The sequence below is a fragment of the Pseudomonas sp. GW456-12-10-14-LB2 genome (assembly GCF_002884345.1).
Lineage (GTDB): Bacteria > Pseudomonadota > Gammaproteobacteria > Pseudomonadales > Pseudomonadaceae > Aquipseudomonas > Aquipseudomonas paraglycinae.
This window is the reverse complement of sequence record NZ_POHV01000015.1, coordinates 80,118-92,301: the sequence shown is the minus strand read 5'-3', so window position 1 is coordinate 92,301 and position 12,184 is coordinate 80,118. Positions and strand designations below refer to the sequence as shown.

14 protein-coding genes are annotated in these 12,184 nt (G+C 62.3%); 5 read left to right on the top strand and 9 right to left on the bottom strand.

The features are described from left to right. Positions 1-82 precede the first annotated feature (82 nt). Positions 83-796, bottom strand: coding sequence for a murein L,D-transpeptidase catalytic domain family protein (locus C1X29_RS12930; RefSeq protein WP_102717601.1), 714 nt, complete (start codon positions 794-796; stop codon positions 83-85). Positions 797-947: 151 nt separating this feature from the next. Between C1X29_RS12930 and C1X29_RS12925 the strand changes: the two genes are divergently transcribed. After that, positions 948-2,561, top strand: coding sequence for a murein L,D-transpeptidase (locus C1X29_RS12925; RefSeq protein WP_102717600.1), 1,614 nt, complete (start codon positions 948-950; stop codon positions 2,559-2,561). A gap of 3 nt (positions 2,562-2,564) precedes the next feature. Here the strand turns inward: C1X29_RS12925 and C1X29_RS12920 are convergent, their stop codons facing one another. Then, positions 2,565-3,080: a DoxX family protein gene (locus tag C1X29_RS12920; RefSeq protein WP_102687035.1), complete on the bottom strand. Its 516-nt coding sequence runs from the start codon at positions 3,078-3,080 to the stop codon at positions 2,565-2,567. Positions 3,081-3,137: 57 nt separating this feature from the next. After that, positions 3,138-3,341: a hypothetical protein gene (locus tag C1X29_RS12915; protein ID WP_085746122.1), complete on the bottom strand. Its 204-nt coding sequence runs from the start codon at positions 3,339-3,341 to the stop codon at positions 3,138-3,140. Between the two features lie 241 nt (positions 3,342-3,582). On the opposite strand from C1X29_RS12915, the gene glsB reads away from it, so the two are divergent. Together glsB and C1X29_RS12905 are read left to right on the top strand one after the other, a co-directional pair. Then, complete coding sequence (gene glsB / locus C1X29_RS12910; RefSeq protein ID WP_085746123.1) at positions 3,583-4,491, top strand: glutaminase B; 909 nt, start codon at positions 3,583-3,585, stop codon at positions 4,489-4,491. A 69-nt stretch (positions 4,492-4,560) separates the two neighbouring features. Further along, entirely contained in the window at positions 4,561-6,063 is a 1,503-nt protein-coding gene (locus C1X29_RS12905; protein ID WP_102717599.1) for an aldehyde dehydrogenase family protein, read from the top strand. 48 nt (positions 6,064-6,111) lie between these two features. On the opposite strand, the gene C1X29_RS12900 is transcribed toward C1X29_RS12905, so the two are convergent. The 3 genes from C1X29_RS12900 to cynS form a co-directional block, all read right to left on the bottom strand. Continuing rightward, complete coding sequence (locus C1X29_RS12900; RefSeq protein ID WP_007950573.1) at positions 6,112-6,771, bottom strand: carbonic anhydrase; 660 nt, start codon at positions 6,769-6,771, stop codon at positions 6,112-6,114. Between the two features lie 11 nt (positions 6,772-6,782). Then, positions 6,783-7,019: a DUF2790 domain-containing protein gene (locus tag C1X29_RS12895; RefSeq protein WP_085746126.1), complete on the bottom strand. Its 237-nt coding sequence runs from the start codon at positions 7,017-7,019 to the stop codon at positions 6,783-6,785. An 83-nt stretch (positions 7,020-7,102) separates the two neighbouring features. Beyond that, on the bottom strand, positions 7,103-7,567 hold the full coding sequence (cynS, locus tag C1X29_RS12890) for a cyanase (RefSeq protein WP_102687038.1): 465 nt from the start codon (positions 7,565-7,567) through the stop codon (positions 7,103-7,105). Positions 7,568-7,687: 120 nt separating this feature from the next. Here cynS and cynR point away from each other — a divergent pair, with 120 nt between their 5' ends. Next, a complete protein-coding gene (gene cynR / locus C1X29_RS12885) occupies positions 7,688-8,566 on the top strand; it encodes a transcriptional regulator CynR (protein WP_102717598.1) in 879 nt (292 codons plus the stop codon). Between the two features lie 69 nt (positions 8,567-8,635). Here cynR and C1X29_RS12880 read toward each other — a convergent pair whose 3' ends face one another. Then, complete coding sequence (locus tag C1X29_RS12880; protein ID WP_047293552.1) at positions 8,636-8,965, bottom strand: hypothetical protein; 330 nt, start codon at positions 8,963-8,965, stop codon at positions 8,636-8,638. Positions 8,966-9,092: 127 nt separating this feature from the next. Here C1X29_RS12880 and C1X29_RS12875 point away from each other — a divergent pair, with 127 nt between their 5' ends. Continuing rightward, positions 9,093-9,464 (top strand): hypothetical protein, encoded by a 372-nt coding sequence (locus C1X29_RS12875; protein ID WP_052026217.1) that lies wholly within the window; start codon positions 9,093-9,095, stop codon positions 9,462-9,464. A 12-nt stretch (positions 9,465-9,476) separates the two neighbouring features. On the opposite strand, the gene C1X29_RS12870 is transcribed toward C1X29_RS12875, so the two are convergent. Together C1X29_RS12870 and C1X29_RS12865 are read right to left on the bottom strand one after the other, a co-directional pair. Beyond that, entirely contained in the window at positions 9,477-9,980 is a 504-nt protein-coding gene (locus C1X29_RS12870; RefSeq protein WP_085746128.1) for a GNAT family N-acetyltransferase, read from the bottom strand. Between the two features lie 47 nt (positions 9,981-10,027). After that, the gene (locus C1X29_RS12865; protein WP_102717597.1) at positions 10,028-11,971 is read right to left on the bottom strand and encodes a DNA topoisomerase III; all 1,944 of its coding nucleotides are present in this window, start codon (positions 11,969-11,971) and stop codon (positions 10,028-10,030) included. Positions 11,972-12,184 lie beyond the last annotated feature (213 nt).

Here is a 12,184-nt window from a genome sequence, read left to right as displayed (position 1 = left end):
GATCCGCTCGGCAAACCGACAACTCGATGACAAATCTGTAATAAACCGAACCTGTGGGAGCCAGCGCACTCCCACAGAGTATTCAGCTGGCGTGCGTGCTGAGAATGCTCGCGATCTGTTGTGGCTGGCAGTTGAGGTACGGCGAGGATTTCAGCCACTGCTGATCCGGGTACCAGGAGAACATGAATTGGCCATTCTTCAGACTGTCGATCACCCGTTTGGCAACTTGCGGTCGCACGGCCGGGCAACCCTGGCTGCGACCCAGACGGCCGGTACGTTTGCTCCAGAACGGGTTCACGTAGTCGGCGGCGTGGATCACGATGGCGCGGTCACGGGCCATGTCGTTGACGCCCGGTTCCAGACCGTCCATGCGCAGCGAGTAACCGTGGGTGCCCTGGTAACTTTCCTGGGTACGGAACAGGCCGAGGCTGGACTGAAAACTGCCTTCACGGTTGGAGAACCGGGTGGCGAAGTTTTCCCCGGAGTTCGAGCCGTGGGCGACCAGATCGCGCAGCACCAGTCTTTTCCGGGTCAGGTCGAAGATCCACAACCGGCGCTCGGTGGACGGCTGCGAATAGTCGATGATCGCCAGGTGACGGGACTGCTTCGCGCCGTTGTTGATCGCACATTGCATGGCGTTCAAGGCACCTTTCAGCGCCTGGGGATTGAGTTCCGGAGCGGCGTGCGCGAGGCTGGTGTACAGAACCGGCGAAGTGGTGCCGGCGGCAAAGGCTGGGCTGGTCAGCACGCCAAGGGCGGTGGCAGTCAGCAGAAGTCGGCGCAAAAACGTCAACATTTAAAGTGAGTCTCCACTTGCTACTTGTTTGGCACTTAGGCTCCTGACGTCCAGTCGTTCCCGGCAAGCCCGCGAATCGGGCCTGACTGTGCACCGCACCTGAGGTAAGGTTGACCGTCAATCAAGACGGCCATGGATTGGAGTAAAGCAGTTGTTCAAAAAGTACGCATGCTACTTGAGCATTTGTTTGCTCGCTGCGCCGTTTGTCGCTTGCGCCGAAGAGCCGTTGCCGGGACTCCCGACGCTGCCGCCCGTGCCGACGGAAATGCCCATCGAGCCACAGAGCCCGCTGCAGGCTGCGCTGATCAGCCTGCCCCAGGCGTGCCCGACGATCGGCACCAGCCTCAACGGCCCGGCGCTGGATCAATTGCGCGCATTCTACCAGCAGCAGGACTGGCTGCCGGTGTGGGCCGATGGCGGGCAATTGCCGGCCTTGCATGCGCAATTGCAGCTGTTGGCCGACGATGGCCTGAACCCGAAACGCTATCCGGTAGCGCTCACCGCCCCGCAGGACGGCGAACTGTGCGCCGATATCGAGATCAGCCGCTATTACCTGCAAGCCCTGCAGGATCTGCATTACGGCCGCCTGCTGCAATCGCACTTCGAACCGCTGTGGCATTCCGACGAAACGCCTCGCGACCGGCAGGCTGAATTGCTGGCGATAGCCGTGCCAGGCGTGCACAACGTTCCCGCCGCCTTCGATCTGGCCCGGCCGCAGCTGGCGCAGTACCAGAACCTGCGTCATCTGTATGCCGCGCAGCGCCTCAAAGCCTTGCCGCAGTGGACGTCGGTGGGCAATGGGCCGTTGCTGCGTCCGGACATGGAAGACAAACGCGTGCCGGAACTGGCCCGCCGGCTGTACAGCGAAGGCTATCTGAGCAGTGTGGTCGGCACGCCGGACAACGCTTATCACGGCGTATTGGTGGAGGCGGTGAAGAGCTTTCAGGCCAACCATTCGTTGCAGGCCGACGGGGTGGTCGGGCCGGGAACGATTGCCGAACTCAACATCAGTCCGCTGAGCCGCCGTGAACAGTTGCGGGTCAACCTTGAACGTTTCCGCTGGATGGCCCAGGACATGGAGCCGGACGGTTTGTTGGTCAACGTCGCCGCTGCCGAACTGACGCTTTATCAGGGTGGCCTGCCGGTGTGGCAGACCCGCACCCAGGTCGGGCGCGCCGAACGCCAGACCCCGCTGCTCAAATCCCGGGTCACGCGTCTGACCCTGAACCCGACCTGGACCGTGCCGCCGACCATCTGGAAGGAAGACAAGCTGCCGGAAATCCGTAAGGATCAGACCTTCCTCAGCCGCCAGAACCTGCAAGTGCTCGACGCCAACGGCCAGCCGCTGGCCGCCGCCGACATCGACTGGGACAATCCCGGCAACATCCTTCTGCGTCAGGACGCCGGGCCGCGCAACCCGCTGGGGCAGATGGTCATTCGGTTCCCCAACCCGTTCTCGGTGTACCTGCACGACACGCCGAGCAAGGCGCTGTTCGACAAGGGGCCACGGGCGTTCAGTTCCGGCTGTGTGCGGGTCGAGCATCCGATGAAGCTGCGCGATTTCCTGCTCAGCCCGGCGGAGAAGGCGCGCACCGACACCTTGCTCGCCACCGGCACCACCCATGAATTCCGCCTGAGCAATCCGGTGCCGATCCTCATGACTTACTGGACGGCACAGGTCGATGGCCAGGGTCGCGTGCTCTACGCGCCGGACATTTACAGCCGAGACAGCGCGTTGCTGGCGGGGCTGGACCGGGCGCATTGATCCTCAGCGGCTGGCGCGTTTCCAGAAAAACCGCGCCAGCCACGCATCCACGCTCAACTTGCCGGCCCCGGCAAATACGAGCGGCACCAGCGCAGCCAGGTAGATCGCCGGCAGTTTGAAGTTGCCGAAGCCCTTGTTGGTGATCGCGTAACCCTGGGCCAGTTCACTCAGCGATGACCAGTCCGCCGGCCAGTGCACGGCAGCGGTGGCGACGACGGTCACGACAATCAGCGAAATCGCCGAAATCCGCGTGCCGAATCCGATCAGGATCGCCAGCGCGCAGATCAGCTCTGCCCACATCGACAGCTCCCAGTTCAGCGTCGCCGGCAAGTGGTCGAAGGGAAACGGAAACCGCTCCTGAATGTCTTCGAACCAGTTCTGGCCGTTGAATTTCTCCAGTCCCGATTCGAAAAACTCCCAGGCGATGAACAGGCGCAAGGTCAGCGGCGCGAGCCACTGGCCGGCGCGGTCGAGGTTCCAGTGCAGGCCTTTGACGGCCGACGAGAGAGCTGTGGTCATGGGAAGGCTCCATTCATTCGAAAGAAAACGGGGCACCAACGTGCCCCGTGAAAAGGGTTACTCGCCGGCGCCGCACTTGCCTTCGCCGCATTTGCCTTCCGAGGTTTTTTCCGCCGAGTCGGCCTTGGCCTGGGACTGGCTGTAGCCGTGATCCAGTTGCTTGACGCTGAACGCTTCGGAAGCCGAAGCCGCGTTGGACAGGGCCAGGCCACCGGCAAGCAGCAGGCCGAGGGTCAGGGAGGTTTTCGAGCGCTTGGTCATGGTGAATCTCCGATGCGATGTTTGAGTTCAAAGGCTTGATCGGGGCTGCCGATCGACAGGTTCATTTGAACGCCGGGCTGTATCGCTGATGTGTCGCGAAGGGCCGGATTTGTGCGCGGGATGTGTCGGGCGTCGGGCCGTACACACTGCGATACAGAGCGCCGGTGTGATTCGATTGCCGGGCGCAGCGTCTAGCCACGGTGTCCCCGCAATCCCATGGGGCGAGACTTCGAGACCCGGCATGCAAGCGCTGTTGAACGAGATCCTTGACGCTGTCCGGCCCCTGATCGGGCAGGGCAAGGTGGCTGACTACATTCCCGCCCTCGGCACCGTGCCGGCCAATCAATTGGGCATCGCCGTATATGGCAATGACGGCGAGATGTATTGCGCCGGCGATGCCGAGACGCCGTTCTCGGTGCAAAGTATTTCCAAGGTGTTCAGCCTGGTGCAGGCCATCGAACATTCCGGCGAGGCGATCTGGGAACGTCTGGGCCACGAGCCATCCGGCCAGCCATTCAACTCGCTGGTGCAGTTGGAGTTCGAACGCGGCCGTCCGCGCAATCCGTTCATCAATGCCGGGGCGCTGGTGATCTGCGACATCAACCAGTCGCGCTTTGCGGCACCGGCGTTGTCGATGCGCGATTTCGTGCGGCGGCTGTCGGGCAACCCGCAGGTGATGGTCGACGGCAAGGTCGCCGACTCCGAGTACCAGCACCGCGCGCGCAACGCAGCGATGGCTTACCTGATGCAATCCTTCGGCAATTTTCACAACGACGTCGAAGCGGTGCTGCGCAGCTATTTCAGCCACTGCGCGTTGCGCATGAGCTGCATCGACCTGGCCCGAGCCTTCTGTTTCCTGGCCAACGACGGTTTCTGCAAACACAGCGGCGAGCAGATTCTTACTCGCCGCCAGACCCAGCAAGTCAACTCGATCATGGCCACCAGCGGTCTATACGACGAGGCCGGCAACTTCGCCTATCGCGTCGGCCTGCCGGGCAAGAGCGGCGTCGGTGGCGGTATCGTCGCGGTGGTGCCGGGGCAGTTCACGGTGTGCGTGTGGTCGCCGGAACTGAACGCGGCGGGCAATTCGCTGGCGGGGATGGCGGCGCTGGAAATGCTCAGTTCGCGGATTGGCTGGTCGGTGTTCTGAGCCCGTGTTGCTTTGAGGGAGGCCAACCTATACATTTTCCGGCCGCCCTCAATATGGTGAATCCGCTCCATGTCTCTCGCGCTCGAACGTCTCGTCGCTGGCACGCCTATCCCTTTCGCCGGTAACCGCGTCACCGTGGTCAGCCCCGAACTGGCCGAGCGTTTCCGACCCGGCGACCACCTGTTGGTGGAGCAAGTGAGCGGCGAGCTGTTGCTGATTCCGGTGGTGGATCAGCAGGCCGCATCGGTGGCGATCGAGCGTGCAGCGGCGGCCTTTGCCGCGTTGTCTGCGGTGCCGGATGAGGCCATCAGCCGCTTCTTCGATCTGTTTGCCCAACGTCTGGAAAACCCGGACGCCTGGGCACTGATCGAAACCGCCAACCTCGCCGACATCGAACGGGCCAAGGCGCGCGGTCGTTCCACCACCCGGTTGCTCGCCGACGAGCGCATGCGCCGCGACATGATCGCCGGCCTGCGCGCCTGGCGTGATGCGCCGGCCACCCGTGGCAAAGTGATCAGCAGCGTCGAGCATGACGGCTGGAAGGTCGAGCAGGTGGTGTCGCCGCTGGGCATCGTCGCATTCGTGTTCGAAGGTCGGCCAAACGTCTTCGCTGACGCCGCCGGTGTATTGCGCACCGGCAACACCGCCGTGCTGCGCATTGGCAGCGATGCGCTGGGCACCGCGCAAGCCATCGTCACCCACGCCCTGAACCCGGCGCTGGCCGATGCCGGTCTGCCGGCGGGTGCGGTGTCGCTGGTGGAGAGCGTCAACCACGCCGCCGGTTGGGCGATGTTCGCCGACCGGCGTCTGTCGCTGGCGGTGGCCCGTGGTTCGGGCCGTGCGGTCAGCCAGTTGGGCAGCATCGCCCAGCAGGCCGGTACCGCCGTCAGCCTGCACGGCACCGGTGGCGCGTGGTTGATCGCCGACCGCGAGGCCGACGCCAAGCGTTTTGCCGCTGTGGTGCGCAACTCGCTGGATCGCAAGGTTTGCAACACGCTGAACGTCTGCCTGATCCAGCGCGACCGTGCTGCCGAACTGGTGCCGCTGTTCCTCGATGCCTTGCAGCAGGCCGGTACCGCGCGCGGTCAGGGCTGCAAATTGCACATCGTCGAAGGCAGCGAAAGCTACCTGCCGAGCGATTGGCAGAACGCGACGGTCGAGGTCTATCGCGCCGAGGGTTACCAGACCGAAGCCCTGGCCGAGCCCTTGCCGGAAGCGCAACTGGGCCGCGAGTGGGAATGGGAAGAAACCCCGGAAACCAGCCTGATGATCGTCGACGATCTGGATCAGGCCATCGCGCTGTTCAATCGCTACAGCCCGCAGTTCACGGTGTCGCTGATCAGCGAAGACGCGGCGGTTCAGGAGCGTTTCTACAGCGCGGTCAACGCGCCGTTCGTGGGCAACGGGATTACCCGTTGGGTCGATGGCCAGTACGCGCTGAACAAGCCGGAGCTGGGGCTTTCGAACTGGGAAAGCGGCCGGTTGTTTGCCCGCAGCGCGATTCTCTCCGGTGACGGTGTGTTCACCGTACGCAGCCGCATGACGCAAATCGATCTGGGCGTAAAACGCTGAACAGAACAACGCCGCGCCCGTCGCAATGACGGGCGCGGCGTTGTGTTTTCAAGCAGCATCGACTGCCTGACCGTACACCGCGCACGTCGACGGTTGCTCGGCCAGCGAGACGAAGGTACGGCGGTCGGCACTCAGCGCGTCGATCGAGCCGGTCTCGATGTCGTAGACCCAGCCGTGCAGATTCAGCAGGCCTTTCTCCTGGGCCAGGCGCACGCTCGGGTGAGTCTGGATGTTCGCCAGTTGCGCGATCACGTTTTCTCGCACCATCGAACTCAGCTTGGCTGCGTCGTTGGCGTGCGGTCGCGATTCATTCACCACTTTCGCCGACTCGGCGTGTTGCAGCCAGCCGCTGACGGCAGGCAGGTGATCCATGCATTTGCACTGGGCGATGGCGGTCATCGCGCCGCAATCGGAGTGGCCGCAGATCACGATGTCGGTCACGCCGAGCACGGCGACCGCGTATTCCACCGTCGCCGAAACCCCGCCCGGATGCGGGCTGTAGGACGGCACGATATTGCCGGCGTTGCGGATCACGAACAGCTCGCCGGGTTCTTGCTGGGTCAGCAGTTCCGGGACGACGCGGCTGTCGGAGCAGGTGATGAACAAGGTGCCCGGCGTCTGGGTAGTCGCCAGGTGTTTGAACAGTTCAGTGCGTTGCGGAAACGCTTCGTTCTGGAACTTCAGGAAGCCTTCGATCAGGTTTTTCATGGTGTGTCCTCTCAGTTCGAACAGCCGGTGCCGAATTCGCTGTATTGAAGAATGTGTTTTGCGCCGTGACTGTCGAGGTAAGTCATCTCGACCGGCACTACGCCGCAGACATCGGCGACCGGGGTGATGCTCACGACTTCAGCGATATCCAGAGACATGCCGTAGCGGTAAGCGACGGCTTCGTCATCGGCCTGGGCTTGAGTGCAAAGGCCGGCGAGCAGGGCAAGGGTCAGCAGAATTTTTTGCATGGGGCAGCCTCCAGGCAGATGTGGTGATGACTTGGCAAATCAGGTTTGGAGGGGCCCGCACGCGGAGTGCGGGCCCGGAGGCGTCAGAACGGACGCAGCGGGAGGAACTTGCCGTCGAGGGTGACCACGGCGCGGGAACCGCCTTCAGGGTCTTCGACTTTCTTGATGTCGAGCTTGAAGTTGATCGCGCTGATGATGCCGTCGCCGAACTGCTCGTGAACCAGCGCCTTCAGGGTGGTGCCGTAGATCTGGATCATCTCGTGGAAGCGGTAGATGGTCGGGTCGGTCGGCACACCGTCGAGGCTGCCGCGCAGCGGGATGATTTGCAGGGCGGCGACGTCTTCGGCGCTCAGCTCAAGCTTGTCGCCGACCACTTCGGCAGCGGCTTTGGGCAGTGGATGCTGGCCGAGGAGGGCGGCGGTCACGTAGGCCAGGCTCAGGCCGGTGCCGTCGGCCAGGTCCTGCCACGACAGGTTTTTCTCAGCCTTGGCATCCAGGGCGCGGGTGGTCAGGGCGATGCGGCTGTCGTTGTAGGCTTGGGATTGCATGGTGCTTCTCCTTTCGGGGTTGGCTTGCTGTGTGGGATTCATCTTCTGCCGATTGATCCATAGCGTCCAAGACCGATATACAATGCAAAGCATAAGCACTGCCTATAGATGGAGCGTCCCATGCTGCTGCGACATTTGCGATACCTGCTGGCCGTGGCCGATCACGGCGGCTTCACCCGGGCGGCCGAGGCGCTGCACGTGTCGCAGCCGACTCTGTCGCAACAGATCCGCCAACTGGAAGAAAGCCTCGGTGTGGATCTTTTTGATCGCACCTCGCGCTCGGTCAAACCCACTGACGCCGGGCAGGCCTATATCGAATGCGCGCGACGGGTGCTGGTGGAGCTGGAGGCGGGCAAGCGCGCGTTGCATGACGTGAAGGATCTGACCCGAGGCTCGCTGCGCCTGGCCATGACGCCGACATTCATGGCGTATCTGGTCGGGCCGTTGGTGCGCGACTACGTGGCGCGGTATCCGGGGATTCACCTGGAGATTTTCGAGTTGTCGATGGATGACATCGAGGCCGGGCTGGCGGATGACTCGCTGGATATTGCGATTGCCTTCACGCCGGTGCGCAATCCGGACATTGAGTGCATTCCGGCGTTTGTCGAGACGTTGGGGGTGATGGTCGGGCGTGAGCATCCGCTGTACGACAGCTCATCGGTGCTGACCCCGGATGACATTGCGCAGCTGGATTTCGCGTTGCTGGCGCCGGATTTCATCACGCGGCTATCGATTGACGAGTATTTCCGTCAGCACGGCATCACACCCAAGGTGCAGATCGAGGTGAACTCGGTGAGTACGTTGCTGGAAGTGATCCGGCATGCGCCGATTGCGACCATGTTGCCGGAGGCGATTGCGACCGAGGACCGGGCGTTGCGCCGCTTGCGTGTCGAGAGCGAGGCGCCGCAGCGGGGAGCGGCGTTGTTGCGGCGCCAGAATAACTATCACAGTGCGGCGGCTGAGGCGTTCATGAAGCTGGTGTTGGAAACTCGTTCATGAGTTTTTTTGCGAGCAATAAAAAGGGCCTGCTTCGTTTTCGAAGCAGGCCCTTTTTATTGAAGTTTTAACTTAGCAGAACCGATCAATCACCCGAACTTCGTTCTTGTTCTGCATCGAGTCCCAAGCCTGTTTCAGCGTCTGCAGAACATTACCGATGAAGTCCTTGTCGGCCGCGGCTTTCTTGCCGACATAGCCGTGGCCGCGGCGGTACATCTTCAGGCGGGCCAGCAGGTTCTGGTTGTTCCGGTCGAACTCTTCTTCACCAGCATGGGGCGACAGGCAGTCGATATGGACCTGACCCGACTTGCTGATCCACAGAATATGGCTGTCGTGGCTGTCTTTTTGCGCCGCGAACATACGAGCCAGTTCTTCGATAGTAGGTTGATTGTTCAGATTCATGATATTGCCCCTTGACCAGTCTGGTGATCTTTCAAAGTTGATTCGCTAATACAGGTAGCCCATCGGTTAGTTGATCCCTGGCACCGAAACCAGGACGTCAGCGGTCGCCCGTGTGAAGTACGGGGTCATGCGTCTGTTGCATGTAGTCGTGTTGAATAACTGCTACGCAATAGCGTCACAACGAGGAGAAGCAGCGAAAACCGGGAGGCTCCTTGACGACGTTTTCAGGGTCGACCACAAGCGTCTTGAGAATTTTCGCCAGCGCTTCTCGTCCTTGTACTGGACGTTCAGGCCAGGTCAGCTTCTTCAATCTGCCTTGTGGGCAGCGTGTATCCGGAAAAAACAGCTCGGCGGTCAGACGAGCTTGCTCAAGCGTGTTGCCAGTGCTCCCGATCGGGGAGACGTCTGCATCATGCAAAAGCAAAACGATGCCGTCAACGGTTTTGTAGTGATTATTTTTGGTCACTACATATTGTCGGACAAAGTCATTCTGGAATGAAAAAAGCGGCGGTCAGGCAGCGGGAGAGAGGCTGCGCAGGCAGTAGAACGTGCAGGGATAGCCGTCCACTGTTTTGGTCTGGCGGGTAAAGTCGCCGCCGCTCAGCTCAGGGATGAGCCGGGCCCAGAACCGCTGTGCAGGCAGGTTGGCGTCGACATGGAAAATCTGCCATCGACCGGGCAGGTGGCTCAAGAGGGCAGAGGCGACAAACTGCGCGACGCCTTGGCCACGCCAGCGTCGGCTGACGAAGAAATAGCCGATGTTGTAGTCGGCGCCTTCGATGAGGAGGTGGTCATCCACGGTCACGAATCCCGCCAGTTCACCGTCAACGTGGATCAGGAATGGCCGCGTCGCCGGCTGGCGCCAGTAATCGTCTTTCAACTGGATCGGGAAGAACCCATGCCCGCCGAGCTTCAGCGGCAGCCACTCGCTGAAGTCATAGGTGTAGAACTGCATCAGGTTTTCGAGGGTGTCCAGTTCGTCACGCCGGGCGACGCGCAGTTCGATGACAGACATGCGGCTGCCTCCTGACCATCACTGCAGAAACAGTAGCGTGCAGCGGGCTATTTGGCTGCCGGTTTTGCCGCACGCTTGCTGGTTCCGGTGGTTTTGCGCCGGGTGGTCTTGCGTTTGTTCTTCCATGGCGCAGCGGCCTTACCGGCAGGCGGCGGGCCGCTGAGGGTCAGGCTCAGTCCGGCGCAGCGGGTCACTTGTTTGCTCATCCACGCGGCCTGCTTGGTGACGAACTCTTCCAGACTCATTTCGCCGCTCTGCACCATGTCCAGCGCCTGCTCCCAGATCGCCGTGGTGCCGGGGTCGGCAATCGCGCGCGGCACGGCGTCGATCAGGCTGAAGGCGGCGGGGGTGGCGGACAGCGCCTTGCCGTTCTTCACCAGATAACCACGATCCAGCAACCCTTGAATGATCGAGGCGCGGGTGGCTTCGGTGCCGATGCCGGTGGTGTCCTTGAGTTTCTGCTTGAGCAGCGGATCTTCCACCAGTTTGGCGACGTTCTTCATCGCCTTGATCAGGTCGCCTTCGGTGTAGGGCTTGAGCGGCTGTGTCCACAGGTCCTTGAGCTTCACGTCCGCCACGGCGCATTCGGCACCTTGGGTCAGCGTCGGTAGCGTTTGCGGCGCGGGGGCTTCTCGGCCCTTGGCCGGGGCCAGCGCTTCGGGCAACGCGCGTTTCCAGCCCGGCTCGATGATCTGCTTGCCAACCGCGCGCAAGGCTTCCCCGGCGCAATCGAAATCGGCCTGGGTGCGGTCGTATTCGTGATTGGGCAGGAACTGCGCCAGATACCGTGCGCGAATCAGCGTGTAGACCGCGCGGTGCTTGCCGGTCAGGCGCTCCATGTTTTTCGCAGCAGCGGTCGGGATGATGCCGTGGTGGGCGCTGACCTTGGCGTCGTTCCAGGCGCGAGAGCGGCGCTGTGGCTCCAGATGCTCACGCAGCGCTTCGAGGCTAGGGTCGGCCTGACGCAACGCCGCGAGAATCCCCGGCGCCTCGCTGTGCTGGCTCAGGGGCAGGTAGCCGCAATCGCTGCGCGGGTAGGTGATGACTTTGTAGGTTTCGTAAAGCGCCTGGGCGATGTCGAGGGTTTCCTGGGCACCGAGGCCGAGCTTCTTCGAGCAGACTTCCTGCAAGGTGCCCAGATCGAAGGGCAGGGGGGCCACTTCGCGCATGCGCTCGGTGCGCAGCTTGATCACCCGGGCGCTGGCAGCGCTGCTTATTGCGGCGGCCGCTTGCTGGGCGAGGGCCTGATTGAGGCAGCGGTCCTGATCGTCACAGGCATCGTTCGGCGCACGCCATTGCGCCGTGAACGGCATGCCGTTGTGCAGCAGTTGCACATCGATGGCCCAGTACGCCACCGGCACGAAATCGGCGATGCTGCGGTCGCGATCCACCACCAGTCGCAAGGTCGGCGTCTGCACCCGGCCCACCGGCAACACGCCTTGATAGCCCGATTGCCGGCCGAGCAGGGTGAACAGGCGACTCATGTTCATCCCGATCAGCCAGTCCGCCCGCGAGCGCCCCAATGCCGAGTGGTAAAGGCTGAAGGTTTCGGCGCCCGGCTTGAGCGCCGCCAACGCCTTGCGAATCGACGCTTCGTCCAGCGCCGACAGCCACAAGCGGCGGATCGGACCGCGATAGCGGCAATGCTCGACCAGCTCACGGGCGATCATCTCGCCCTCACGATCAGCGTCGGTGGCGATGATCAGTTCGCTGGCCTCGCCGAGCAGGCGCTTGACCGCCTTGTACTGGCTGGCGGTACGCGGTTTGACGGTCATTTTCCATTTGTCGGGAATGATCGGCAGGTCGGCCAGCACCCAGCGCTTGTATCTGGCGTCATAGGCGTCCGGCGGGGCGGTTTCCAGCAAGTGGCCGATGCACCAGGTCACCGTGACATCCGTTCCCAGCCAGCAGCCGTCGCCCCGACGCTTGGCGCCGAGCACGGCCGCAATATCCTTGGCCTGGGAGGGTTTTTCACAGAGGTACAGCCGCATAACCACCGTCGTCGATCATTGCCCGAAGAGGCGCACAGAATGGCCTGAGTCGGGCGTTCGGGCAACTTTTATCTGTATGGATATACAGATAAAAGGATTGCCGGTCATGACAGCCGCGTCGGGGCAATCCGGGACGCTATCGAGAAATTGATTAGCGCCCCCGTTGGCGGCTGTGGCAGGTTCAATCTGCCTGACAAGGCGAGTGACAGGACG

Coding starts and splice junctions, on each gene's coding strand:
- C1X29_RS12930 (WP_102717601.1), bottom strand. CDS start 796: ATGTTGACGTTTTTGCGCCGACTTCTGCTGACTGCCACCGCCCTTGGC.
- C1X29_RS12920 (WP_102687035.1), bottom strand. CDS start 3,080: ATGACCACAGCTCTCTCGTCGGCCGTCAAAGGCCTGCACTGGAACCTC.
- C1X29_RS12915 (WP_085746122.1), bottom strand. CDS start 3,341: ATGACCAAGCGCTCGAAAACCTCCCTGACCCTCGGCCTGCTGCTTGCC.
- glsB (WP_085746123.1), top strand. CDS start 3,583: ATGCAAGCGCTGTTGAACGAGATCCTTGACGCTGTCCGGCCCCTGATC.
- C1X29_RS12905 (WP_102717599.1), top strand. CDS start 4,561: ATGTCTCTCGCGCTCGAACGTCTCGTCGCTGGCACGCCTATCCCTTTC.
- C1X29_RS12900 (WP_007950573.1), bottom strand. CDS start 6,771: ATGAAAAACCTGATCGAAGGCTTCCTGAAGTTCCAGAACGAAGCGTTT.
- C1X29_RS12895 (WP_085746126.1), bottom strand. CDS start 7,019: ATGCAAAAAATTCTGCTGACCCTTGCCCTGCTCGCCGGCCTTTGCACT.
- cynS (WP_102687038.1), bottom strand. CDS start 7,567: ATGCAATCCCAAGCCTACAACGACAGCCGCATCGCCCTGACCACCCGC.
- cynR (WP_102717598.1), top strand. CDS start 7,688: ATGCTGCTGCGACATTTGCGATACCTGCTGGCCGTGGCCGATCACGGC.
- C1X29_RS12880 (WP_047293552.1), bottom strand. CDS start 8,965: ATGAATCTGAACAATCAACCTACTATCGAAGAACTGGCTCGTATGTTC.
- C1X29_RS12875 (WP_052026217.1), top strand. CDS start 9,093: ATGCGTCTGTTGCATGTAGTCGTGTTGAATAACTGCTACGCAATAGCG.
- C1X29_RS12870 (WP_085746128.1), bottom strand. CDS start 9,980: ATGTCTGTCATCGAACTGCGCGTCGCCCGGCGTGACGAACTGGACACC.
- C1X29_RS12865 (WP_102717597.1), bottom strand. CDS start 11,971: ATGCGGCTGTACCTCTGTGAAAAACCCTCCCAGGCCAAGGATATTGCG.